Below are 20,920 nucleotides of genomic sequence, written 5' to 3' on the forward strand. Positions count from 1 at the left end.
GCTCAGGCCAGCAGCACGCGCTCCGGGTAGGGGTCGTGGCTGAAGCACAGCGTGATCCCCGCCTCCTCGAGGCGCTCCAGCTCGAGCGACGTGCGGTGGTGCGCCTCCGCGTCGTGGCTGATCAGCCGGGGGAGGAAGCGCAGCCGGTCCGACCAGGTCAGGAACTCGCGGCCCCAGGCCGCGTCGCCGGCCAGCAGCACGCGGCCCTCGACCAGCGCGCCGAGGTGGCCGCTCGCGTGCCCGGGCAGCGGGGGGATCACGAAGCGGCCGTCGCCGAAGAGGTCGTAGCCGGAGACGCCGCTGGGAGTGGTCGCCACCGGCTGGTCGTCGACGAGGGTCGCCGTGTCCACCCGGGTCGGGATCAGCGCCGCGAAGACGCCGTCGGTGATCCGGCTCCGCTCGATCGTCTCGAGCTGGCCGCGCGAGAGCACGAGCGTCGCGTCCGGGAACCAGCGCAGGCCCCCGACGTGGTCGGGGTGCAGGTGCGAGAGCACGACCGTGTCGATGTCGGACGGCGCGAGGCCGACGGCCGCGAGCCGCCGGTCGATCGTCTCCTCGGCGCCGACGCGGGCCGGCAGGATCCGCCGGTAGAGCGCGCCGACGGCGCCCGTTCCGCGCAGGGTCGGCGGGTAGCCGGTGTCGAAGAGCACGCGCCGGCCGCTCGGGTGCGTGTAGAGGAAGGCGGCGGAGGGGAAGGTGCGGCGCGCGGGGCTCCCGCCGCGGAAGACGCGGGAGAGCGGGAAGCTCGTCTCGCCGCAGGCGAAGACCTGGAGGGCCGGCCCGTGCTCACTCATGCAGTCCTCCGGTAGTGCTCGCCGACCCTCCGCAGGCCCTCCGCGAGCGGCACCCGCGGTGCGTAGCCGAGCTCGGCGCGCGCCCGGGAGATGTCGAGGGTCTGCGCGTAGGCGAGGGTGGCGACCGTGTAGCGGGTGAACGGCGGCTCGGCACCGCCGGGGAGCACCGCGTACACCCGCTCGAGGACGGCCGCGAGCGCGCTGAGCACCCGCAGGTCCACCGTGAGGTAGCGCGGCTCCTCGCCCATCGCGGCGAAGAAGCGGTCGAGCAGCTCGCCGAGCGGGGCCGGCTCGCCGTTGGTGATGTTGTAGACACCACCGTTCGCCACCGGGGCGTCCGCGGCGAGGCGGAGCGCGAGGGCCGCGTTCTCGACGCAGGTGATGTCGACCGGGTTCCGGCCGCCGTCGAAGAGCGGGACGCCGCGGCGCCGGCTCGCGGCGACGAAGCGCGGGATGAGGCTCGGGTCGCCGACGCCAATCAGCCCGCGCGGTCGCAGGATCACCAGCTCCGGGATCCGCCCGGCGGCGTGCGCCTCCTGCAGCAGCCGCTCGGCGGCGATCTTGCTGCGGATGTAGAGGCTCATCCGGCTGCGGTGGTCGACGTCCTCCTCGCGGATGCCGAGCCGGTGGCGCCGGGCCGAGTAGATGCTCGGCGAGGAGACGAAGACGAGGCGGCGGATCCCGCAGCGCTCCGCGAGGTCGATCATCGCCGCGGTGCCGGCGACGTTCGCCGCGTGGAACTCGCGCCAGCGGCCCCACGGGCTGGAGAGGGCGGCGGCGTGCACGAGCACGTCGGCGCGGACGTCCTGCGTCGCGAGCTCGGCGAGGTCGGCCGCGATCGTCTCGGCGCCCGTCGCGCGCAGGCGGGCGAGCGCGTCGGCGTTCCGGCCGGTCGCGATGACCTCGTCGCCCGCGGCCAGGAACTCGGCGACCGCGTGGCCGCCGAGGAAGCCGGTCGCCCCGGTGATCAGGACGCGGCGGGGCCCGGGCTGCTCAGCGGACTCCCGCGCGTCAGCGGACTCCCGCGCGTCAGCGGACTCCCGGGCGTCAGCGGACATCGACGACCTCCGCGGCGCCCGCGCGGCCCCAGCGCTTGCGGCCCCAGTACCAGAGCAGGATCCCGAGGTAGCCGAGCGCCTTGCCCTTGCGGATCGACATCCGCACCACGGCCTTCCGGTCGAGCCGCGCCTGCGCCCGCGGGATCACCCGGCAGACCTTCAGGTGCAGCTCCAGGTCCTCGTCGGTGTCGTCGATGCTCGAGCGCGGGAAGCCGCCGACCTCGAGGTAGAGCGCGGCGTCGATCGCCAGGTTCGAGCCGGCCGCCATGAACATCCGGTAGCGCTGGCCGGGCCGGCGGTAGAAGATCCCGGGGGCGTGCTCCATCAGGCGGATCATCGCGGTGCCGATCACGCCGTCGTACCAGCGGTAGACCGGCTCGTCGGTGCGGGGCACGAGCCTCCCGCCGATGAAGCGGACCCCGTCGGCGACGTCGGCCTTCAGGCGCGCCACCCAGTCCGGGGCGGGCAGGCAGTCCGCGTCGGTGCGCGCGACCGTCGCGGCGCCGTGCGCGACGGCGTGGCGGAAGCCGGTGTCCGAGGCGGCTCCGGTGCCCTTCTGCGGCTCGTCGATCACGAGGACCGGGCGGTCGGGCCGCCGGGCCCGGAACGCGTCGATCACCGCGCGGGAGCGGTCGGTGCTGCCGTTGTCGACGAGCAGCAGGGTGAAGCCGGGGTCGGTCTGCCCGGCGAGGGCGTCGAGGGCGCCGCCGAGCAGCTTCTCCTCGTCGTAGAAGGGCACGACCACCCAGAACGCGCCACTCGTCGACTCGGTCACGCCGGACCCCCCTTCCGTCCCGCCGGAGCCTAGCGCGAGCGGGCGCGGGCTCATCGGCGCTATACAGGACCGTGGCCGACGCGCTCCCGCTCCTGCTGCCCGTCCGTGTCCTCGGCACCGGCGAGGCCCTGCCGTCGCGCGTCGTGCCGACCGCCGAGGTCGCCGCGCTCTGCGGCATCGACGCGGAGGAGGCGGCGCGCCGCTCCGGAGTGCTGACCCGGCACTGGCTCGCCGACGACGAGGATCCGCTGGAGCTCGGCCTGCTCGCCGCCCGGCGGGCGCTGGACGCGGCGGGGATCGACGCGCGCGACGTCGACGTCGTGCTGAACGCCTCCGGGACCCAGCTGCAGGCGATCCCCGACGGCGGCGCGCTGATCGCCGCAGGCCTCGGCCTCGAGGACGTCTCCGCCTACAGCCTGAACGCGACCTGCCTCTCGTTCCTCTTCGCGCTGCAGGAGGCCGGCTTCCTGCTCGCGACCGGCCGCGCCGAGCGGGTGCTCGTCGTCTCGACCGAGGGCGGCAGCCGCGGCATCGACGTCCGGCAGCCCGAGAGCGCGCTGCTCTTCGGCGACGCGGCGGCCGCCGTCGTCCTCGGCCGTGCCGAGCGCCCGGACCAGGGCATCGTCACCTCGCGCTTCGAGACCCGGCCGAGCGGCGTCCGGCACGCCGAGATCCGCGGCTTCGGCTCGCGCATCCGGATCGAGGACGCCCCGGGCCGGCTCGACGACTTCCGCTTCGACATGCACGGCGGCGCGCTGCTCGTGGACGCGCTCCGGCACTTCCCGGCCTTCCTCGAGCGGGTGCGGCCCGGCCTCGGCACCGGCCTGCCGGGCATCGACCGCGTCGTGCCGCACCAGACCAGCAAGGCCGGCCTCGACGGCATGGCCCGACTCTGGGGCCGCGAGCGGATGGTGATCACCCTCCCCGAGGTCGGCAACACGATCGGCGCGGCGATCCCGCTCGCGCTGCACCGCGCCCGCGTGCAGGAGGGCGAGTCGGTGCTGCTGGTCGGCACCGGCGCGGGCACGCACTACGGCGCGGTGATCCTGCAGGCCTGAGGCCCGCCGGATCGAGCGCTCACCACGTGCTGACGGTCGTGCGGGTGATCACCCACTCGTCGCCGACCGGCACCAGCCGGCTGGTGAGCTGCAGCCGCCAGGTGGCGTGCAGCGAGCCGATCGTCGCCTCGGTCAGGGTGCGCGAGACGAGCACCGGGTGCGCGGCCGTGCCGGAGACCGCGCTCTCGACGTGGTCGATGGCGTGGTACTCCTTCAGGCCCTCGGCGATGTCGTCCATCCAGTCGAGCTTCGACTGCACGAGCCCGGTCGGGTGCTCGATCACGAAGCGGGTGTCGAGCAGCGCGTCGAGCACGGGCAGGTCGACGAACACCAGCGCGTCGAAGAGCTCGTCGTGCGCGTCGCGGGGCTCGGGATCGCCCTCGCCCGGTGTCAGGTCGTCCGGTGTCAGGCCGTCCGGTGTCAGCGCGTCCGGCATCAGGGTGTCCTCCGCATCGAGGGCGGCGCGGTCGTCGCGCGGCGCACCAGCTGGGTCGGCAGCTGCACGTGCAGCGAGGCGGGGGTGCCGCCCGCCATCAGTGTGATCAGCATCTCGGCGGCCGTCGCGCCGAGCGTCTGCATCGGCTGCCGGATCGTGGTCAGCGGCGGGTCGAAGCGGGCCGCCTCGGGCACGTCGTCGAAGCCGACCACCGAGAGGTCCCGCGGCACGTCGAGCCCGAGGTGCGCGGCCGTCTCGATGATCGCGAGGGCCGAGACGTCGTTCGCGGCGAAGACGGCGGTCGGCCGGTCGGCCAGCGAGAGCATCGTCGAGGCCGGCAGCCGCGCCGTGTCGTGGTGGTAGCTGCCCACCCGGAGCAGCCGCTCGTCGAAGGCGATCCCCGCCTCCGAGAGCCCGGCGCGGTAGCCGGCCTCGCGCAGCCGGGCGGAGCGGAGGTCGACGCGGCCGGCGACGAAGCCGATGCGCCGATGGCCGAGGGCGACGAGGTGGCGCACGGCCTGGAGGGCGCCGCCGAAGCTGTCGGACTCGACGGTCGGCACGTCGGCGCGGCCCGTGTGCGGGTCGACGGCGACCAGCGGGATGTCCGACGGCGTGCTCACCACCGAGGGCGTCACCACGATCGCGCCGTCGATCAGGGTGCCGCTGAGCCGGCTGAGCGAGCGCCGCTCCCAGCCCTCCTGCTCGCCCTCGTGCGAGCCGCTGTAGGCGAGCAGGTCGAAGCGCGACCGGCGCAGCACCGAGCCGACGCCCTTGAGGATCTCCGCGCTGAACGGCTCGAAGCCGGCGACCAGCACGCCGATCACCCCGGTGCGCCGCGAGCGCATGCTGCTGGCGACCAGGCTCGACTCGTAGCCGAGCTCGCGCACGATCTCGAGCACGCGGTTCGCCGTCGCGGGCGCGATGCCGTAGCGGCCGTTCATCGCCTTCGACACGGTCGCGACCGAGACGCCGGCGGCGGCGGCGACGTCGTGGATGGTCGGGCGGAGGGACATGCGGTCGACCCTAGACCCCGGAAGCGCGCCGATGAGAGCGCGATCCGAATCCTTGACCCGGCGCTTCGAAAATGGTTTCGAAAACGTTTGCCGATCCTTTCGGCCGCTCTGAGACTGATCGGGCCCGTCCTGGACGGGCGCACCCCGGCGCCGCTCTCCCTGGCGGCGCCTCTCAGCGAAGAGAACGGTTCGAACGATGAAGTTCACGAGATCAGCATTCAGGAAGACGGCGGTGGCCACCGTGGCCCTGCTCGGCGCGGCGGCGGCCCTCAGCGGCTGCTCCGCCCAGGACGCGGGATCCTCCGACGGCACCGTCGCGATGACCCTGTGGCAGAACTCCACCACCGGCCCCGGCCAGGAGTTCTGGGAGAAGACGATCGCCGACTTCGAGGCCGCCAACCCGGGCGTCACGATCGAGTCGCAGGCCATCCAGAACGAGGACCTGGACGGCAAGCTGCAGACGGCGCTCAACTCGGGCGACGCCCCGGACATCTTCCTCCAGCGCGGCGGCGGCAAGCTCGCCGCGATGGTCGCCGGCGGCCTGGTCAAGGACCTCACCGGCGGCATCTCGGACCAGGCGCGCAGCGAGATCCCCGAGGGCTCGTTCCTGGCGAACACGCTCGACGACAAGGTCTGGGCGATGCCCGTGGCCGTGCTCCCCGGCGGCCTCTTCTACAGCCAGGACCTCTTCACCGAGGCCGGCATCACCGAGACGCCGAAGACCCTCGACGAGCTCGACTCCGCGGTCACCGCGCTCAAGAGCGCTGGAGCGCAGCCGATCGCGCTCGGCGCGAAGGACGCCTGGCCCGCCGCGCACTGGTTCTACTTCTTCGCCCTGCGCGAGTGCAGCGCGGACACCATGGCCGAGGCGGCCGACTCCAAGGACTTCTCGGACGACTGCTGGCTGAAGGCGGGCGAGGACCTGCAGTCCTTCGCCGGCACCGAGCCGTTCAACGAGGGCTTCCTCACCACCGCCGCCCAGCAGGGCGCCGGATCCTCGGCCGGACTCCTGGCCAACCACCAGGCCGGCATGGAGCTGATGGGCGCCTGGAACCCCGGCGTCATCGCCTCGCTCACCCCCGACGAGAAGCCCCTGCCCGACCTCGGCTGGTTCCCCTTCCCCGAGGTGGACGGCGGCGCCGGCGCGCCCGGCTCGATCATGGGCGGCGTCGACGGCTACTCCTGCTCCACCGCGGCGCCCGACGAGTGCGTCGACTTCCTGAACTACCTCGCCACCTCCGACGTGCAGAAGGAGTACTACGCCGCCTTCAACGCGCCGCCGGTGAACACCGTCGCGCAGGAGGCCGTCACCGAGCCGTACCTGAAGGACATCCTCGCCGCGTACAACTCGGCGCCCTACGTCTCGCAGTGGCTCGACACCGTCTACGGCCAGAACGTCGGCAACGCGCTGAACGTCGCCGTCGTCGACCTGCTCGCCGGCAAGAGCGACCCGGAGCAGCTCGTCGAGGCCGTCGACGCCGCCGCGGCCAAGGCCTGACCGTGACGACCACAGCGCTCCGCGAGGACGCGCGCCCCGAGGCCCCGGCGGCGAAGCGACGCCGCCGGGGCCTGCGCCCTCGAGGATTGGGCTGGTCGGGCCGCCTCGAGGTCGCGATCCTCGTCGGCCCGGCGCTGATCGTCTTCCTCGCCTTCGTGATCTTCCCGGTCGTGATGGCGGCCTACTACGGCTTCTTCAGCTGGCAGGGCTACGGCGTCCCCACCGACTTCGTCGGCTTCAAGAACTACCTGACGATCCTGCAGGACCCGACCTTCCACGAGGCGCTCAGCCACAACGGCACGATCGTGGTGCTCTCGCTCGTCCTGCAGGGGCCGGCCGCGATCCTGATCGCGCTGCTGCTCAACCGCAAGCTGCGCGGGCAGTCGATCATCCGCGTGCTGATCTTCGTGCCCTACGTCATCTCCGAGGTCGTCGTCGGCACCGGCTGGAGCCTCATGCTCCAGACCAGCGGCGCCGTCAACGGCTTCCTCGAGAAGGCCGGGCTCGGCGCTCTCAAGCAGGACTGGCTCTCGGACCCCTCGATCGCCCTCTGGACCCTGATGCTGATCATCACGTGGAAGTACATCGGCTTCGCCGTGATCCTCTTCCTCGCCGGCCTCCAGGGCATCCCGGAGGAGCTGTCCGAGGCCGCGTCGATCGACGGCGCGTCCTACTGGCAGGTGCAGCGGCGGATCACCCTGCCGCTGCTCGCGCCGACGCTGCGGATCTGGGCGTTCCTGTCGATCATCGGCGCGCTGCAGCTGTTCGACCTCGTCTACATCATCTGGGGGCAGTACGTGTCCTCGACCGCCGGCACCTCGACCATGGCGACGTACCTCGTCACCAACGGCCGCAACGCCGGCAACTACGGCTACGGCAACGCGGTCGCCGTGGTCCTGTTCCTCGTCTCGCTGATCGTCGCGCTGCTCTACCAGCGCTTCGTGCTGCGGCGGGACACCGAAGGCGCCCTCACGGGAGACACGAGGAAGGCCGGAGCCAAGAGATGACGACCCTGACAGCGGTGCCCCCGGGCATCGAGCCGCCCACCGCGACCACGCCGCTCTCGCCGCGTCCGCCCAAGCCCCGCCGCCGCCCGCTGGGGCGCGGCACGATCATCGCCTACGTCGTCGCGATCGTCGTGATCGCCCTGATGCTCGCGCCGGTGGCGTACATCATCATCGGCGGATTCCGCACGAACGCGCAGATCACCACCGACCCCTCGGGCTTCCCCGCGCCGTGGAACGTGCAGAACTACCTCGACGTGATCACCGGCGGCATCTTCTGGCGCGAGGTCGGCAACTCCGCCATCGCGGCCGGAGCGACCACCCTCGGCGTCGTCGTGCTGGGGCTGATGGCGAGCTACGTGCTCGCCCGCTACAGCTTCAGCGGACGCGGCGTGTTCTACGCGCTCTTCGCGGCCGGACTGATGTTCCCGATGACCGTCGCGATCACCCCGCTCTACCTGGTGATCAAGAGCCTCGGCCTGATGAACTCGCTCGCCGGCGTCGTGCTCCCGCAGATCGCGTTCGGCCTGCCGACGACGATCATCATCCTGGTGCCGTTCCTGCGGGCGATCCCCGACGAGATCCAGGAGGCGGCCTTCATCGACGGTTGCAGCCGGATCGGCTTCTTCTGGCGGATGGTCGTCCGCCTGGCGATGCCGGGCGTCATCACGACGGGCATCCTCGCCTTCATCGCGAGCTGGAACAGCTACCTGCTGCCGCTGTTCATCCTCAGCGACGAGTCGAGCTTCACCCTGCCGCTGGGCGTGCAGGCCTTCTCGTCGCAGTACTCCGTCGACACCGCGAAGGTGCTCGCCTTCGTGTCGCTGTCGATGATCCCGGCGCTGATCTTCTTCAGCGTCTTCGAGCGCCGCATCGTCGGCGGACTCACCGGAGCGGTGAAGGGATGACCCCCATGAACGAGAGCCCGACCACCGAGACTCCCGCCCCGTCCGCGCGCGTCGCCGACCTGATCGGCCGGATGACGCTGGAGGAGAAGCTGACTCAGCTGGTCGGCTACTGGGTCGATCAGGGCGGCGAGGTCGTCGCGCCGCTGGCCGGCGAGATGGCCACCTCCACCGGCTACGCCGACGCGACCCGCGAGGGCATCGGCCAGCTCACCCGCGTCTACGGCACCCGCCCGGTCGACCCGGTCGAGCGCGCGCAGTGGCTGTGGGCCGAGCAGCGCCGGCTGGTCGAGGAGACCCGGCTGGGCATCCCGGCGATCGTGCACGAGGAGTGCCTGACCGGCCTGGCGGCGTGGAAGGCGGCGACCTTCCCGACTCCGCTGGCCTGGGGCGCCTCGTTCGACCCGGAGCTGGTCGAGGAGATGGCCGCGGCCATCGGCGGCTCGATGCGCGAGCTCGGCATCCACCAGGGCCTCGCCCCCGTGCTCGACGTGATCCGCGACCCCCGCTGGGGCCGGGTGGACGAGTGCATCGCCGAGGACCCGTACGTGGTCGGCACGATCGGCACCGCCTACGTGCGCGGGCTGCAGTCGGCGGGCGTCGACGCGACGCTCAAGCACTTCATCGGCTACTCCGCCTCGCGCGGCGGCCGCAACCACGCGCCGGTGCACGCCGGACCGCGCGAGATCGCGGACGTGCTGCTGCCGCCGTTCGAGATGGCGATCCGCGACGGCGGGGCGCGCTCGGTGATGAACTCCTACGCGGAGATCGACGGCGACCCGGTCGGCGCGACGCCGGCCTACCTCACCGGCGTGCTCCGCGAGCGCTGGGGGTTCGACGGCGTGGTGGTGGCCGACTACTTCTCGGTCGCCTTCCTGCACCTGATGCACGCCGTCGCCGCCGATCTCGGCGAGGCCGCGCAGCTGGCGCTCGAGGCCGGCATCGACGTGGAGCTGCCGACCGGCGACGCCTTCCTCGCGCCGCTCGCCGAGCGGATCCGCTCCGGCGGCGCCGACGAGGCGATCGTCGACCGCGCGCTGCTGCGGGTGCTCGCCCAGAAGGAGCGGCTCGGCCTGCTCGACGCCCGCTTCGACGACCCGCCCGAGTCGGTCGACCTCGACTCGCCCGCGCACCGCGACCTCGCCCGCCGCCTGGCCGAGGAGTCGCTCGTACTGCTGACGAACGACGGGCGACTTCCGCTCGCCCAGCCGCGCCGGATCGCCCTCATCGGCCCGAACGCCGACAGCGCGCCCGCCCTGATGGGCTGCTACTCCTTCGCCAACCACGTGCTGGCGCACCACGAGGGCGTGCCGCTCGGCTTCGAGATCCGCACGGTGCGGGAGGCGCTCGCCGCCGAGTTCCCGGGGAGCGAGCTGCTCCTCGCCGAGGGCTGCTCGGTGGAGGGCGAGGACTCCTTCGCCGACAGCGCCTCCGACGACACCGCAGGGATCGCGGAGGCCGTCGAGGCCGCCCGCGGCGCGGAGATCGCCGTGGTCGTCGTCGGCGACCGGGCCGGGCTCTTCGGCCGCGGCACCGTCGGCGAGGGCAACGACGTCGAGAGCCTCGAGCTCCCCGGCCGTCAGCGCGAGCTGGTCGAGGCGGTCGTCGCCACCGGCACGCCGGTCGCCCTGGTGCTGCTCACCGGCCGCCCCTACGCGATCGACTGGGCGATCCGCGGCGCCTCCGCCCCCGCGGCGGTGCTGCAGGCGTTCTTCCCGGGGGAGGAGGGGGCCGGCGCGATCGCGGGCGTCCTCTCGGGCCGCGTCTCGCCGTCCGGCCGGCTGCCGGTCTCGCTGCCGCGCTCGGCCGGCGCGCAGCCGTTCTCCTACCTGCACCCGATCCTCGGCGGGCCCTCCGACGTGACCAGCGCCGACAGCACGCCCGTGCTGCCGTTCGGGCACGGGCTGACGTACACGGCGTTCACCCGGTCGGAGCTGGCGCTGGAGTCGGCGGGTCCCGGAGCCGCGGAGGCACCGACCGACGGCGCCTTCACCGCGACCGTGCGGCTGCGCAACACCGGCGACCGCGACGGCGTCGACGTCGTCCAGCTCTACGCGCGCGACGTGGTCGCCTCGGTGACCCGGCCTGTCGCGCAGCTGCTCGGCTACGCGAGGGTCGAGCTCGCGGCGGGGGAGGAGGCGCTCGTGCGCTTCGACGTCCCCTCCGCGCGGCTCGCCTTCACCGACCGGCGCGGCGTCCGCTCGGTCGAGCCGGGGCTCGTCGAGCTCTGGGTCGGGCCGGACTGCGCCACGAAGGAGGCGACCGCCGAGGTCGTGCTGACCGGCGAGGTGTCGCCCGTCGGCGCCGAGACCCGGCGCACCGTGCTGACCGAGGTCGTGCGCGAGGACGCTCGGGTGGCGGTGCTCTGACGGCGGGGCCAGGCTGGGGGGATGAGCAGTGATCAGAGCGCCATCGATCCGAGCAGCGCCCATCAGAAGCAGACTCTCCTCCGCTATCTGCAGGAGGGCCGCAACGCCCTCCTGCAGAAGCTCGACGGCCTGGGCGAGTACGACCTCCGCCGGCCGCTGGTGCCCACCGGCACCAACCTGCTCGGCCTGGTGAAGCACGTCTCGGGGACGGAGGCCGGCTACCTCGGCGCCGTCTTCGGCCGGCCGTTCCCCGAGCCGATGCCCTGGATGGAGGACGAGTCCGAGCCGAACTCCGACATGTGGGCGACGGCGGAGGAGTCCCGCGAGCAGGTGGTGGAGCAGTACCGCCGGGTCTGGGCGCACTCCGACGCGACGGTGGCCGCGCTGGACCTCGACGCGCCGGGCGTCGTGCCGTGGTGGACGAATCGCGACGTGACGCTGCACCGGATCCTCGTGCACCTCACCGCCGAGACCCACCGGCACGCGGGGCACGCCGACATCGTGCGCGAGCTGATCGACGGCCGGGTCGGGCTGCGCACGCCGGGCGACAACCTGCCGCCGGTCCCCGCCGAGTGGTGGCCGGAGCACGTCGCCCGGCTGGAGACGGTGGCGCGCGCGGCGGAGCAGTAGCGCTCCCGGCGGGGCTCCCGGGCGCCACCTCCCCCGTAGGGGTGGCATCCGGGCTGAGAGGGCTCGCAGGGACTCGGCTGGCCGTCAGGTGTCGGTTAGCGTGGGCGCGTGTCCCCGGAAGGGGGACCCCCCGCGCCGACGTCTGGAGACGACATGACCACCGCCCCCTCCCGCCGCACCACTGCATCCCGCACCACCGCATCCCACACCCTCGGCCGCCGCACGATCACGACCGCCGCCGCCTGGAGCGTCCCGATCGTCGCGGTCGCCGCCGCCGCCCCGCTCGCCGCGGCCTCGACCACCCCGCCGCCCGCGCCGTCGGTCCGCTCGGTCGAGTACACCTCCTTCACCGCCGAGAGCTTCCGCGAGGAGCAGATCAACGTGAACCGCCCGCTCGCCATCGCGATCACCGGGCAGCTCACCGCCGGCGAGCTCGTCACCCTGACCGTCGCGCCACGGATGACCCGCTCCGGCTCCGGCGACTCGCGCGCCACTCCGCTGCGCATCACCGCCGCCGACGGCCCCAACTTCTCGGTCGTCTCCTCGAGCGTCGGCTCCGACGGGTCGCAGACGCTCCTGCTGCGCACCAACCGGGACCTCGCCGACGGCTCGTACCGCAAGACCATCGCCTGGGTCCCGGTCGACGGCCGCACCCAGGAGCAGACCGCCGATCTGCTGCTGACCTGGCCGCTCGGCACCTACACGGCGCCGATCACGGTGATCGTCGCGGGCGTGGCCGGCAGTGAGCAGGCCTACACGCTCAACCGCACGCCCGTCGGCGGCGCGGAGGAGTAGGGGGAGAGGAGCTCTCGGGCCCTCCGTCAAGGGGGTGGGAGCTCTCAGCGCCGCGTTCTAGCGTCGGATCTCGGCGCGGTCGTGCGCGCGAGAGGGGAAGACGATGCAGAAGCTGTACTACGCGAGCGGATTCGTGCTGCTGGGGGACGCGGTGTGCACCGCGGTCGTCGAGTACGCCCAGGCCCTGGCGAACGTCGGGAAGTCCGACCTCGTCGTCGTCCCGGGGCTCTCCGACGAGGGGCTGCGCGGCGAGACCCGCCTGCTGCTCGGGCCCGCCAGCCAGCTCTTCACCAGCCCGGCACTCGACCGCGGGATCGACCTCGACGACGACGAGGCGGTCGAGTCCATGCGCGACAAGACGCGGCGGCTGCTGCCGGCCCGGCCCACCACGGAGGCCCGCGCGAGCGAGGACCACGACAGCGGCGGGGACTTCTTCTAGGCGCCGGTCACTCGGGCGCCGGTCACTCGGGCGCGCGTCACTTCTCGAGCGTCGTGCTCGGCCGCTCGCCGAAGCGGTGCGCGTACGACGCCGAGAAGCGGCCGAGGTGCGCGAAGCCCCAGCGGTGCGCCACCTCGGTCACGCTGACCTCGCCCGAGGCCTTGGCGCGCAGCTCCTTGCGCACGGCGTCGAGCCGGATGCGGCGCAGGTAGTCGACGGCGGTGAAGCCGAACTCGCGGCGGAACTCCGACTGCAGGGTGCGCAGGCCCACGCCGCAGGCCTCGGCGATCGTCTCGGTGCGGATCGGCTCGTGCGCGTGCGCGTACATGAACTCGATCGCGGTGCGCAGGCGCCCGCTGCGCGGCACGGCGAGGTCGGTCGGCGCCGCGAGCGACTCGTGCGGGAACGTCTCGAGCAGCGCCACGGCGACGGCGCGGTCGGCCTCCTGGCGCAGGAGCGCGGAGCTGTCGACGTCGTAGATCACCCGGGCGACCGCGGCGACGGTGGCCGACCAGCGGCGCAGCGCCTCGCCCTCGGGGCGCGCGGTGGTGTCGAACAGCAGCGGTCCGCCCGCAGTGCCCTCCACCTCCTGGGCGACGCCCTCGAGGTAGCCGCCGTCGAAGTGGATGAGGTTCTGCCGGTAGTCGTGGAACTCGAAGGCGTTCGGCCGGCCGGTGACGAAGATCGCGGGGCGGCCGTAGATCTGGCGCATCGGCGCGTGGTCGAGGTCGGTGACGCCCTCGCCCGCGGTGAGCCAGGAGACGACGTACTCGCCGTCGGTCTGGATGCGGCCCTCGATCGAGCCGGCGAACTGGCTGCCGCGGAGCGTGACGTCGCTGTCGCCGACCGAGGTGTAGCGGTAGGAGAAGTCCTCGCCCGGCTCCACCGAGAAGCGGTGCCCGTTGTACACCGACTCGAGCAGTGCGCGTGCCTGCTCGAAGTCCCGCCCGCCGATGTCGGAGCGGATGACCTCGCCGTTCGAGTCGTCCATCGCGACCAGCGTCGCATGCGTGCGCATCGAGGTCGAGAGCAGCGGCGCGGAAGTTCGCTGGGCGGATACAGCCTGCGGCGACGGCCTAGGCGGCGGCGCGGCGCTTCCGCGGCCCGAAGGCCTGCGTCATGGCGACCACCGTGGCGCCGCGGAACTGTGAGAGCAGCACCACCGAGTGCCGGGCTCCGGACTCGACGGCGAGCGAGAAGGTGCCGCCGGTCGGGGTGTCCCACCAGGAGCGGATGTCGAGCGCCCGCAGCCGGACGGTCGGCTGCGTGCCGCCCAGGACCAGCAGTCCCTCGGTGACGCAGAGCGAGCCGGTCACACCGCCGAGCGTCGTGGAGCAGGCGAAGTCCGCGTCGCGGTGCGCCGGCCCGGCGAGCCGGAGGAAGTCGGGGGCCCAGTGCTCGGTGCCGTGCATCATCGTCTCCCCGCCCCCCGGCTGCGTGGCGGGATCAGGCCGCGGCGGTGGCGACGGCGGAGTCCGGCTGCTGCGCCGGCTCGGGGACGATGCGCAGCCCGCGGCCGCTGTTGGCCTCCTCCATCAGCGCGCGCACCCAGGCGGCGTTGATGGCGGGGACGCGGCTGCCGTGGAAGGAGAACTGCAGCGGGATGGTCGGGTGCAGCCAGAGCGTCTGGCGGCCGGTGCCGTGCGCGCTCGAGGCGTCCAGCTGGAAGGCGAAGGCCTCGTTGCGGCGGAACTTGTTGATCATCACGATCTGCAGGTGCGCGAGTGCGCGGTCGTCGATCTCGTGGGAGGTGGCCGGAGTGCCGTAGAGGAGAGCGCCCATGTGCGGAGCCGCCGTTCTGTGTGGGAGTCGCGGTGTCGGCCGCGACGGGACGTGGGGGAACCGGCGGAGCGCCGGGACGTCGTGCGAGTCGGAGGAGGCCGACCCACCGCCGGGCGCGAGGGGCCCTGGCGGCGACTCCCTCTGCCGGGTGCCGGGCGGAGGGGGGAGTCGAGCGAGTGGTCGCAGGAACGACCGTTCTCCGAAGGTACGGGGAGCGGCCCTGGAACGGGGGCCGCTATCCGCTTTGCGAAGCAGCGCCCGGGTGCCGCGGGCGGACTCCCAGGAACGCGATGCCGCGTGCTCAGAACGCGTAGCGGACGCGGCAGTAGGGCAGCCGCTCGGCGAGCAGGGCGAGGAAGCGGTCGAGGGCGGCGCGCTTGAGGTCGCGGCGGTAGCGGATGTTGACGGCGCCGTTCTCGGAGACCTTCGACTCCTGCATCCGGGGCGCCCAGAGCAGGTCCTCGGCCTTGGGGTGCCAGCCGAGGTTGACCTCGTGCAGGCCCGCGTTGTGGGTGAGCAGGATCACCTCGGCGGCCAGCTGCGCCTTCGCCCGCGGGTGCAGGGCGGCGTCGAGCTGCTCGAAGAGCTCGGTCCAGTCGCGCTGCCAGGTCTCGGTGAGGATCACCGGCGAGAAGTTGACGTGCACCTCGTAGCCGGCGTCGACGAAGTCGTTGATCGCGGCGATCCGCTCGGCCATCGGCGACGTGCGCACGTCGGTGACCTTCGCCGTCTCGGCGGGCATCAGCGAGAAGCGGAGGCGGGTGCGGCCGAGCGGGTCCCACTCGAGCAGCTCGCGGTTGACGTACTTGGTGGCGAACGAGGCCTTGGCGGTCGGCGACATCCGGAACAGGTCGCAGAGGTCGCGGACGTTGTCGCTCAGCAGCGCGTCCACCGAGCAGTCGCTGTTCTCGCCGATGTCGTAGACCCAGGCCTCGGGGTCGCACTGGTTCGCCTCGGCCTTCACGCCCTGCTTCGCGATGTGGCGGGCGAGGTGGCGCTGGATCTGCTCGATGTTCGCGAAGACGGTGATCGGGTTGCTGTAGCCCTTCCGCCGCGGCACGTAGCAGTAGACGCAGGCCATCGCGCAGCCGTTGGCGGAGGAGGGGGCGATGAAGTCGGCGGAGCGGCCGTTGGGGCGGGTGACCAGCGACTTCTTCACGCCCACGACGAGCGCCTCCGTCTTGATCCGCACCCAGCGCGCGACGTTCGCCTCGTCGCCGTGCACCTCCGGGATGTTCCAGTGCGAGTCGACCGGCACGATCTCGGCCGCGGGCCAGCGCTCGACGATCTCCTGCCCGCGGGGCAGCTCGAGCGCGGCCGGCTCGGCGTAGATGCGCCGGACGTCGAGGAGGGTGCGCTGACGGGTGCCGGACATGCGTCCGTTCTACCGGCGACCACCGACAGGGATCGGGATCGGCAGTGCCGACCCGCCGACGGTGCGGGTGACCTCGGGAGTAGAGTCCCGCGCATGGACGCCGCCGTCTCCTCCGCCCTCGGCGCCGCCGCCGTCACCGAGCTGCCGCCCGACTTCGTGCTCGCCCTCGCGGCCGTCGGCGAGGCGCTCGCCGCGATGGCCGCGGGCGACGCGGAGCCGTACCGCCGCTGCTGGGCCGACACCGCGGACTCGACGCTCTACGGCGCGTTCGGCACGATCGAGCGGGGCCGCGCGGCGATCGACGAGACGCTCGGCTGGGTCGCGGGCCGCTTCGCCGGCGGCGGGCTGACGCCGCACTACGACCTGATCCACGTCGCCGGCGACCTGGCCTACACGGTCGGCCGCGAGATCGGCGCGACGCGGATCGACGGGCGCGAGAGGGGTCCGCTGATCATCCGGGTCACCCACGTCTACCGCCGCATCGACGGGCAGGGCTGGCGGATCGTGCACCGGCACGGCGACCACCCGCCGCACCTGGAGCGCTGAGGTCAGCGCGGGCGGCGGGCGGGGTTCCCGCCGTCGCCGATGTAGCGCGAGGAGCCGTAGCCCACGACCAGGTAGCCGATGATCGCCAGCAGCCAGAGCAGCACGATGCTGAACAGCGCGCCCTTGCCGAACGCCCGGCCGACGCCGAGGGCGATGAAGATCGCCCAGATCACGTTGACGAACGGGATGAGGAAGAGCAGCACCGTCGCGCCGTGGTAGCCGGCGATCTTGGTCAGCAGGTAGGTGTTGTAGATGGGGATGAGCGCACCCCAGCCCGGACGGCCCGCCTTGGTGAAGACGGGCCAGAGTGCGACGACGGCGATGACGTAGCCGATCAGGCCGCCGAAGAAGCTGCCGACCGAGGTCGCGGCGTTGAGGCCGGTGGGGACGTCGTTCTGGCTGAGCAGGGACGTCTGGGCGAGGGTGATGACGGCGTCGAGCACGGCGGGGTCCTCTCGGAGGGGTGGATGTCCGCTCACCGTAGCGGCGCGGGGGCGTGCTGAGGGGATCCCGTTCGCGGGGCATCGCGGAGGATGGAGGCATGGAGCCGACCGCCGACCGCTACCGCCGCGCCGCCGTCGAGCTGGCGCAGACCTCCGAGCTGCAGGTCGAGTGGGCGCTCGCCGTCGCCGGCGACGGGGCGCTGCTGGCGCTGATCGACGAGCTGCCGCCCGCCCACCGGCAGCCGTCGCTGCTGTTCTCGGTGGCGCGGCTGCTCGGGGCGCCGGCGGTGGACGGCGCGGCCTTCGCGGAGTGGCTGCGGCGGGAGTGGCCGCGGGTCGCGCCGGTGGCAGCGGAGCGGCTCACCCAGACGAACGAGGCGCTGCGCTGCGCCCCGCTGGTCGCGGCGCTGGAGCGCATCACGGAGCCGGGAGAGCCGGTCGCGCTGATCGAGATCGGCGCGTCGGCCGGGCTGTGCCTGGCGCCGGAGCGGTACTCGTACGTGTTCACGGGGGCGCAGGGGACGACTCGGCTGGGGCGGGGCGAGCCGGTGCTTGAGTGCGCGGTGACCGGGGGAGCGGCGCCCTCGCGGCTCCCCGTCGTGGCCTGGCGGCGCGGGCTGGACCTGCGTCCGCTCGACGTCGGCTCCGCCGAGGACCGCGCCTGGCTGGAGGCGCTGCTGCCGCCGGACCGGCCGGAGCGCACCGAGCGGCTCCGGGCCGCCGTGGCGACGCTGCGGGAGGACCCGCCCGCGATCGTCGCGGGCGACGCGGCGGAGGCGCTGCCGGAGGTGCTCGCCGCGGTGCCGCGGGGGCTGCGGACGGTCGTGGTGTCGCTCGGGACGCTGGTGTACCTGCCGTGGGCCGCGCGGGAGCGGGTGCTGGCGACGGTCGCCGAGTCGGGCGCGAGCCTGGTGACGCTCGAGGCGGAGGCGCTGCTGCCGTCGCTCCGGGAGCGGACCGCCTCGCTGACAGCGCCCGAGCGCACGCCGTTCCTGCTCGCGGCGGACGGGGTGCCGCTCGCCTTCGCGGCGCCGCACGGGGGCCGGCTCTCCTGGCTGAGCTGAGGCGGCGGGTCTCGATACGCGCTGCGCGCTGCTCGACCGGAAGGGGGTCCGCACAACATCAGCTGAGAGCAGGGTCCCTCGCCTGACAGCGGAGGCCACCCCTTCTCAGCTGATGTTCTGCAGCGCTCGAGCGCTCCAGACCGATCCGGCGGCACCTCTGCTGATCGAGTAGCCCGCGCAGCGGGCGTATCGAGATCCGCCGGCGTCGAGACGGAGGCTGCCGACCACCGTGCTGACGACGGTGGGTCTCGATACGCCCCTGCGGGGCTACTCGACCAGCATGGGCCGCCCCCGCTGCGGGGCTACTCGACCGGCATCCTGCTAGAGGGCGTCGACGAAGAGCTGGGTGGCCTGGGGGACGTAGGAGGTGTTCGTCGACGGGTCCCAGCCGACGAGGGCGACGACGTCGCCGCCGACGCGGGTGGTGATGCCGACGAGGGTGAAGGGGGCGCCGCCGACGTCGCCGGTGACGGTCCAGCCGACGGCCTCGTCGGTGCCGGTGATCGTGGGCTCGGTCTGCTCGACGGTGGTCTGCACGGGGGTGCCCTGCAGGGCGAACAGCTCGGAGCCGTCGGCGCAGCGTTCGAGCGCGTCCTCGGCGGAGGCGACGAGGGCGGAGGCGGTGTCCGCGTTGCCGGTGCTCGCGACGACCGAGGTCATCGAACGATCGGCGCTCGTCCCGTAGGCGAGGCCGGCGTCGGTGAGCGTGTCGTCCGCGTCCCAGCCGACGCCGAACGGCGCGAGGCAGGAGGCGTCCGTCGCGGTGAGCCCCGGGTAGACCGAGCCGAGCATCTCCTCGGTGCTGGTGAACTCCGCGGGCACGAACTGGATGTCGTCGAAGATCGTCGCGAGCTCGGCGTCGGTGTGCTGCGGCAGCGCCTCGGCGGTCGGCTCGGGCTCGGCGGCGGCGGTGCAGCCGGTCAGCGCGAGCAGCAGAGCGCCCGTGAGGGCGAGTCCGGCTCGGGCGACTCCGGCTCGGGCGGCGGTGGTGTGCGTCATGGTGGTTCCCCCTCTGCTCCGCCGTGCGTCGGGGCGGAGGCGGCCCGAGGCTAGCAGAGGCCTCGGACACTCCCGCCGCAGCCCGGCCCGCCCCGTCCCGCAGGCCCGCCCGCTAGATCTCCGTGTGCCCCAGGTCCGCATGCGCGAGCAGCCGGATCTCCGGCTCCGCGATCGACTCGAACTCCAGCACGACCACCTCGTTGCGCCCGACCCGGGTGACCGGCGACGGCACGATCAGCGTGCGCTGCGGCCCGCGCCGCCAGTAGCGGCCGAGCAGGAAGCCGTTCACCCAGACCAGGCCCTTGCCCCAGTGCAGCGTGTCGAGGTGCAGGTCGGCCTGCGCGTCGAGCTCGAAGGCGCCGGAGGCGAGCCCCGGTCCGGCCGCGAACGACCCGCTCCCGGGCACCCGGCCGCACTCGGGCAGGCACTCCAGCGCGAGCGGCCGGGCGACCCAGCCGCCCAGCTCCGCGCCGTCCAGCCGCACGCCGCCGATCAGCCCCTTGTGCTCGCCGATCCGCTCGCCGTAGTTCACCCGGCCCTGGTCCTCGACCAGGACCGCCAGCTCGCCGGTGCCGCGGGGGAGCGTGATCGCCCGCTCGTGGTCGTCGCGCGCGAGCACGCCGACCGGGACGCCGTCGAGCAGCACCCAGGCGCGATCGCGCACCTCCTCGCCGACGACGAGCCGGGCGGGAGCGTCGCCTGCCGCCAGCGTCGTCGTGAACAGCGCGAACCCGCCGGCCAGCCCGAGGTCGTCGAAGCTCGCCATCGACTCCAGGCGCGTCGCCGGCCCGAAGACCGCGTCGAGCCCGAGCAGTGCGGGGCCGGGCACGAGCGGCGCGGTGAGCACCGGTGCCGGGGGGGAGACCGCGGGCACCTCCTCCGGCACCGGCGCGTAGCGCGCGATGACCTCGCGGAAGGCCCAGTACTTCGCCGTCGGGTCGCCGCTCTCGTTCAGCGGGGCGTCGTAGTCGTAGCTCGTGGTGATCGCGGCGTAGCGGCCCTTGTCGTTCGCGCCGCTGGTCAGGCCGAAGTTGGTGCCGCCGTGGAACATGTAGATGTTGACCGAGCCGCCGACCGCGAGCAGCGCGTCGAGCTCGCTCGCCGACGCCGCCGCATCCGTGGTGTGGTGCTGGGTGCCCCAGTCGTCGAACCAGCCGCACCAGAACTCCATGCACATCAGCGGGCCGGTCGGCTGGAACTCGCGCAGCGTCGCGAGGCGCTCGGCCGTCCGCGAGCCGAACGAGCCGGTCAGGTGCAGGCCGGGCAGGCTGCCGTCGGCGAGCATCTGCGGGGTCGGCTGGTCGATCGTGGTGAGCGGCACCGTGATGCCGCTGTCGCGGGTGACCCGGACCAGCTCGGCGAGGTACTCCTTGTCGGAGCCGTACGCGCCGTACTCGTTCTCGATCTGCACGAGGACGACGGGCCCGCCGCTGTCGATCTGCCGCGGCGCCACGATCGCGGAGATCCGGCGGAGGTAGTCGCTGACCGCGGCGAGGTAGTGCGGCTCGGAGCGGCGCACGCCCACCTCGGGGTCGTGGAGCAGCCAGGCGGGCAGGCCGCCGTTGTCCCACTCCGCGCAGATGTAGGGGCCGGGGCGCACGATCGCGTGCAGGCCCTCGGCGGCGATCAGGTCGAGGAAGCTTCCGAGGTCGAGCCCGGCGTCCTCGCGCCAGGCGCCGCGCTGCGGCTCGTGCGCGTTCCAGGCGACGTAGGTCTCGATGGTGTTCAGGCCCATCAGGCGGGCCTTGCGGATCCGGTCGGCCCAGAGGTCCGGGTGGATCCGGAAGTAGTGCAGCGCTCCCGACAGGATGCGGTGCGGCCTGCCGTCGAGCTCGAAGTCGGTCGCGCCGATGGCGAAGCGGCTCTGGGGCGCGCCGGTCGGCGCGGCGGCCGGCGCGGCGGAGTCGGGAGCGGTGGTCATGCGGGATCCCCCTCAG

Annotated in this window: 22 protein-coding genes; 10 read left to right on the forward strand and 12 right to left on the reverse strand. The window is 73.3% G+C overall.

Features of this window, described 5'->3' with window-relative positions; translation table 11 throughout:
• Window positions 1-2: 2 nt before the first annotated feature.
• The 3 genes from EDF45_RS00635 to EDF45_RS00645 are packed head-to-tail and all read right to left on the reverse strand — an operon-like array spanning window position 3 to window position 2,627.
• Window positions 3-794 carry an MBL fold metallo-hydrolase gene (locus EDF45_RS00635; RefSeq protein ID WP_123734577.1) on the reverse strand — a complete coding sequence of 264 codons (792 nt, stop codon included), beginning with the start codon at window positions 792-794 and terminating at the stop codon, window positions 3-5.
• A complete protein-coding gene (locus EDF45_RS00640; protein WP_123734578.1) occupies window positions 791-1,852 on the reverse strand; it encodes an NAD(P)-dependent oxidoreductase in 1,062 nt (353 codons plus the stop codon). The genes EDF45_RS00635 and EDF45_RS00640 overlap by 4 nt, the downstream gene beginning before the upstream one ends.
• On the reverse strand, window positions 1,842-2,627 hold the full coding sequence (locus tag EDF45_RS00645) for a glycosyltransferase family A protein (protein WP_185020053.1): 786 nt from the start codon (window positions 2,625-2,627) through the stop codon (window positions 1,842-1,844). The genes EDF45_RS00640 and EDF45_RS00645 overlap by 11 nt, the downstream gene beginning before the upstream one ends.
• A 71-nt stretch (window positions 2,628-2,698) precedes the next feature.
• Between EDF45_RS00645 and EDF45_RS00650 the strand changes: the two genes are divergently transcribed.
• Window positions 2,699-3,685: a 3-oxoacyl-ACP synthase III family protein gene (locus EDF45_RS00650; protein WP_123734580.1), complete on the forward strand. Its 987-nt coding sequence runs from the start codon at window positions 2,699-2,701 to the stop codon at window positions 3,683-3,685.
• Window positions 3,686-3,704: 19 nt separating this feature from the next.
• Here EDF45_RS00650 and EDF45_RS00655 read toward each other — a convergent pair whose 3' ends face one another.
• Together EDF45_RS00655 and EDF45_RS00660 are read right to left on the reverse strand one after the other, a co-directional pair.
• The gene (locus EDF45_RS00655; RefSeq protein WP_123734581.1) at window positions 3,705-4,121 is read right to left on the reverse strand and encodes a nuclear transport factor 2 family protein; all 417 of its coding nucleotides are present in this window, start codon (window positions 4,119-4,121) and stop codon (window positions 3,705-3,707) included.
• On the reverse strand, window positions 4,121-5,134 hold the full coding sequence (locus EDF45_RS00660) for a LacI family DNA-binding transcriptional regulator (protein WP_123705810.1): 1,014 nt from the start codon (window positions 5,132-5,134) through the stop codon (window positions 4,121-4,123). Before EDF45_RS00660 ends, EDF45_RS00655 begins: the two co-directional genes overlap by 1 nt.
• Before the next feature lie 196 nt (window positions 5,135-5,330).
• Between EDF45_RS00660 and EDF45_RS00665 the strand changes: the two genes are divergently transcribed.
• The 7 genes from EDF45_RS00665 to EDF45_RS00695 all read left to right on the forward strand — a co-directional run bounded on the left by EDF45_RS00665 (window position 5,331) and on the right by EDF45_RS00695 (window position 12,774).
• Entirely contained in the window at window positions 5,331-6,632 is a 1,302-nt protein-coding gene (locus tag EDF45_RS00665; protein WP_123731686.1) for an extracellular solute-binding protein, read from the forward strand.
• A gap of 71 nt (window positions 6,633-6,703) precedes the next feature.
• Window positions 6,704-7,639 carry a carbohydrate ABC transporter permease gene (locus EDF45_RS00670; RefSeq protein ID WP_260311930.1) on the forward strand — a complete coding sequence of 312 codons (936 nt, stop codon included), beginning with the start codon at window positions 6,704-6,706 and terminating at the stop codon, window positions 7,637-7,639.
• Complete coding sequence (locus tag EDF45_RS00675) at window positions 7,636-8,544, forward strand: carbohydrate ABC transporter permease (protein WP_123734582.1); 909 nt, start codon at window positions 7,636-7,638, stop codon at window positions 8,542-8,544. Before EDF45_RS00670 ends, EDF45_RS00675 begins: the two co-directional genes overlap by 4 nt.
• Before the next feature lie 5 nt (window positions 8,545-8,549).
• The gene (locus EDF45_RS00680) at window positions 8,550-10,910 is read left to right on the forward strand and encodes a glycoside hydrolase family 3 N-terminal domain-containing protein (RefSeq protein ID WP_123734583.1); all 2,361 of its coding nucleotides are present in this window, start codon (window positions 8,550-8,552) and stop codon (window positions 10,908-10,910) included.
• A 21-nt stretch (window positions 10,911-10,931) separates the two neighbouring features.
• Window positions 10,932-11,540, forward strand: a complete 609-nt coding sequence (locus EDF45_RS00685) for a DinB family protein (RefSeq protein WP_123734584.1) — start codon at window positions 10,932-10,934, stop codon at window positions 11,538-11,540.
• 153 nt (window positions 11,541-11,693) lie between these two features.
• Window positions 11,694-12,335, forward strand: coding sequence for a hypothetical protein (locus tag EDF45_RS00690; RefSeq protein WP_123734585.1), 642 nt, complete (start codon window positions 11,694-11,696; stop codon window positions 12,333-12,335).
• Between the two features lie 103 nt (window positions 12,336-12,438).
• The gene (locus tag EDF45_RS00695) at window positions 12,439-12,774 is read left to right on the forward strand and encodes a hypothetical protein (protein ID WP_123447513.1); all 336 of its coding nucleotides are present in this window, start codon (window positions 12,439-12,441) and stop codon (window positions 12,772-12,774) included.
• A gap of 37 nt (window positions 12,775-12,811) precedes the next feature.
• On the opposite strand, the gene EDF45_RS00700 is transcribed toward EDF45_RS00695, so the two are convergent.
• From EDF45_RS00700 to EDF45_RS00715, 4 genes are all read right to left on the reverse strand, one after another.
• On the reverse strand, window positions 12,812-13,765 hold the full coding sequence (locus EDF45_RS00700; protein ID WP_159423744.1) for a helix-turn-helix transcriptional regulator: 954 nt from the start codon (window positions 13,763-13,765) through the stop codon (window positions 12,812-12,814).
• An 85-nt stretch (window positions 13,766-13,850) separates the two neighbouring features.
• Complete coding sequence (locus EDF45_RS00705; RefSeq protein ID WP_148060198.1) at window positions 13,851-14,186, reverse strand: hypothetical protein; 336 nt, start codon at window positions 14,184-14,186, stop codon at window positions 13,851-13,853.
• Window positions 14,187-14,220: 34 nt separating this feature from the next.
• A complete protein-coding gene (locus EDF45_RS00710) occupies window positions 14,221-14,556 on the reverse strand; it encodes an ATP-dependent DNA ligase (RefSeq protein WP_123447516.1) in 336 nt (111 codons plus the stop codon).
• A gap of 301 nt (window positions 14,557-14,857) precedes the next feature.
• Complete coding sequence (locus tag EDF45_RS00715) at window positions 14,858-15,931, reverse strand: spore photoproduct lyase family protein (RefSeq protein WP_123734588.1); 1,074 nt, start codon at window positions 15,929-15,931, stop codon at window positions 14,858-14,860.
• A 93-nt stretch (window positions 15,932-16,024) separates the two neighbouring features.
• Between EDF45_RS00715 and EDF45_RS00720 the strand changes: the two genes are divergently transcribed.
• Window positions 16,025-16,477, forward strand: a complete 453-nt coding sequence (locus tag EDF45_RS00720; protein WP_123734589.1) for a DUF4440 domain-containing protein — start codon at window positions 16,025-16,027, stop codon at window positions 16,475-16,477.
• Between the two features lie 2 nt (window positions 16,478-16,479).
• On the opposite strand, the gene EDF45_RS00725 is transcribed toward EDF45_RS00720, so the two are convergent.
• Window positions 16,480-16,920, reverse strand: coding sequence for a DUF5684 domain-containing protein (locus EDF45_RS00725; RefSeq protein WP_207901608.1), 441 nt, complete (start codon window positions 16,918-16,920; stop codon window positions 16,480-16,482).
• A gap of 98 nt (window positions 16,921-17,018) precedes the next feature.
• Between EDF45_RS00725 and EDF45_RS00730 the strand changes: the two genes are divergently transcribed.
• The gene (locus EDF45_RS00730; protein WP_123734590.1) at window positions 17,019-17,984 is read left to right on the forward strand and encodes a DUF2332 domain-containing protein; all 966 of its coding nucleotides are present in this window, start codon (window positions 17,019-17,021) and stop codon (window positions 17,982-17,984) included.
• Between the two features lie 321 nt (window positions 17,985-18,305).
• Here the strand turns inward: EDF45_RS00730 and EDF45_RS00735 are convergent, their stop codons facing one another.
• Window positions 18,306-18,983: a hypothetical protein gene (locus EDF45_RS00735; protein ID WP_123734591.1), complete on the reverse strand. Its 678-nt coding sequence runs from the start codon at window positions 18,981-18,983 to the stop codon at window positions 18,306-18,308.
• Window positions 18,984-19,095: 112 nt separating this feature from the next.
• Window positions 19,096-20,904: a beta-galactosidase family protein gene (locus EDF45_RS00740; RefSeq protein WP_123734592.1), complete on the reverse strand. Its 1,809-nt coding sequence runs from the start codon at window positions 20,902-20,904 to the stop codon at window positions 19,096-19,098.
• Window positions 20,905-20,920 lie beyond the last annotated feature (16 nt).

Source organism: Rathayibacter sp. PhB186, from assembly GCF_003751825.1.
GTDB classification, from domain to species: Bacteria; Actinomycetota; Actinomycetes; order Actinomycetales; family Microbacteriaceae; genus Rathayibacter; species Rathayibacter festucae.